The organism is Kytococcus sp. HMSC28H12 (assembly GCF_001816045.1).
Classification (GTDB): Bacteria; Actinomycetota; Actinomycetes; order Actinomycetales; family Dermatophilaceae; genus Kytococcus; species Kytococcus schroeteri.
In genome coordinates, this window is the sequence record NZ_KV824423.1 from 1 (window position 1) to 2311 (window position 2311).

Annotated in this window: 2 protein-coding genes; one reads left to right on the top strand and one right to left on the bottom strand. The window is 73.6% G+C overall.

The window, feature by feature from the left end:
- Positions 1–1264: cysteine--tRNA ligase (gene cysS, locus HMPREF3099_RS05585; protein ID WP_070705080.1), on the bottom strand; the 1264-nt coding region annotated here is incomplete at its 3' end.
- A 110-nt stretch (positions 1265–1374) separates the two neighbouring features.
- Here cysS and HMPREF3099_RS12355 point away from each other — a divergent pair.
- The gene (locus HMPREF3099_RS12355; RefSeq protein ID WP_141762012.1) at positions 1375–2271 is read left to right on the top strand and encodes a hypothetical protein; all 897 of its coding nucleotides are present in this window, start codon (positions 1375–1377) and stop codon (positions 2269–2271) included.
- Positions 2272–2311: the final 40 nt, after the last annotated feature.

Sequence of the window (2311 nt, forward strand, 5' to 3'; positions counted from 1 at the left end):
CGCCGGCGGCACCGACGGCCCACTGCGGGTCGAGCGGGTCAAGACCCAGCACCTCCAGCATCGCGGCCACGGTGACCGCGGCCTGCCCGGCCGCTGCCGGGTCCGGGGTGCCGGCCAGGGCGCTGTTGCCCCGGCGCACCTGCTCGAACACCACGGCCAGGGCGGCCGAGACGTTCACGTCGTCGTCCAGGGCGGCCGCGAACTCCGCCGGCAGCTCGGCGGTGAGCGCCTGCTCGCGCGCGTCCCCCGCCGCGAGCCCGGCCACGCCGAGCGCACGGGTGAGGAAGTTCTCCACCCGCTCCACCTGGGCGGTGGCCTCGGCCAGCGAGCCCTCGGTGTACTCCAGCGCAGAGCGGTAGTGCACTGTGGCCAGCAGCCAGCGCACGGCCAGCGGGCGGTAGGTCTTGGTCAGCTCGGCCACGGTGAGGGTGTTGCCGAGCGACTTGCTCATCTTCTCGCCGCCGGTGGTGAGCATGCCGTTGTGCAGCCAGAAGTTGGCGAAACCGAAGCCTGCCGCACGCGACTGCGCCTGCTCGTTCTCGTGGTGCGGGAAGCGCAGGTCGTTGCCGCCCCCGTGGATGTCGAACTCCTCGCCCAGCCAGCGCCAGGACATGGCCGAGCACTCCAGGTGCCAGCCCGGGCGGCCGCGCCCCCACGGGGTGGGCCAGGTGGCGGTGTGCGGCTCGTCGGCCTTGGCGCCCTTCCACAGCGCGAAGTCGCGGGGGTCCCGCTTGCCGCGCGGGTCGGCGTCGGTGGCCGGCGCCATGTCGTCGATCCGCTGGCGGGTCAGCTCGCCGTAGTCGGCCCAGGAGCGCACGTCGAAGTACACGTCGCCGGAGCCGTCGGCCGCCGGGTAGGCGTGGCCCCGCTCGATGAGGCGCTCCATGAGCTCGATCATGTCCGGCACGTGGCCGGTGGCGCGGGGCTCGTAGGAGGGCGGGCGCACCCCGATGGTCTCCAGCGCCGCGGTGGTCTCGCGCTCGTAGCGCTGGCTCCACTCGTTCCACGGCACGCCGTTCTCGGCGGACTTGGCCAGGATCTTGTCGTCGATGTCAGTCACGTTGCGCACCAGCGTGACCTCCAGGCCGTGGCCACGCTCCATCCACCGGCGCAGCACGTCGAAGGCGACGGCGAAGCGCAGGTGGCCGATGTGCGGGCTGGTCTGGGTGGTGAGCCCACAGATGTAGATGCTGGCCCGTCCGGGAACTCGCGGGACGAAGTCGCGGACCTCGCGGGTGGCCGAGTCGTGCAGTCTGAGAGTCACGGCGCAGAGTCTACGGGGGTTGCCGCCGGGCCCCCTCTGGCCAGACTGCCCGGAACGGGGCACCCGGCCCCGACCGCCACCGGCGGTGCCTGACGAGGGGGGAGACCACCATGCGACGAACCACCAGTGCGACCCTGGGCCTCGTGCTCGCGATGAGCCTGGCCGCGTGCAGCCAGGACGACCCGGCCCCGGACCCCAGCACGAGCTCCAGTGCCCCGGAGGAGAGCGCCAACTCCCCGGAGGAGTCCCCCAGCTCGAGCGACGCCTCCCCGAGCCCGTCCGAGTCCACGGACGCGCCCAGCCCGAGCGAGTCCACACCCGACCCGACGGGGCCGTCGGCCACCACCACGACCCCCAAGCACCCCAGCCCCACCACGGAGCCCGGCCCCGACCCGAGCCCCACGACCGAGCCGACGGCCCCCTCGCCCAGCGACGAGCCGTCCTCGCCGGCGCCCACGGACGTGCCGAGCCCCACCGCCCCGACCAGCCCGCCCACCTCGCCGACCGACCCGCGCCCCACGCTCGACCCCAGCAGCACCATCTCGGTGACCCCCGTTCCCAGCCTCGAGGAACTCGACCGTCACAACCAGGGCGAGCGCAGCGTGTACCTCGAGAAGGTGCAGGGGCGCATCATCACCGTGCGGGAGCGCACCTTCCCCGACGACTGCACGGACTCCTGCGACCCGGTGGCCGGCAAGCGGCAGACCCTCACCGTCTCGCCCGGGGCCACCGGATTCCTGACCGTCGTCCCGAAGGTCACGGACAGCTACCCCACCGGGATGGCGCTCCTGGAGGTCCCGGGTGACCTCGCCCTGCAGGTGTGCGCCGCGAGCCTCACCGACGAGGGGGACCTGCTCGGCCTCCTCGAGACCTGGGACGCCGAGCACAGCGACACCCGGTTGCCGCTGCCGACCGTGGACGAGGTGCTGCCCTGCGGCGTCGCCGGGATCGACGTGGCCCCCGACGGGAGGACCGTCACCCGCATCGGGTCGCAGTTCGCGGCCTGACCCCGCACACGCAGGAGGGCGCCCCACCGACCGGTGGGGC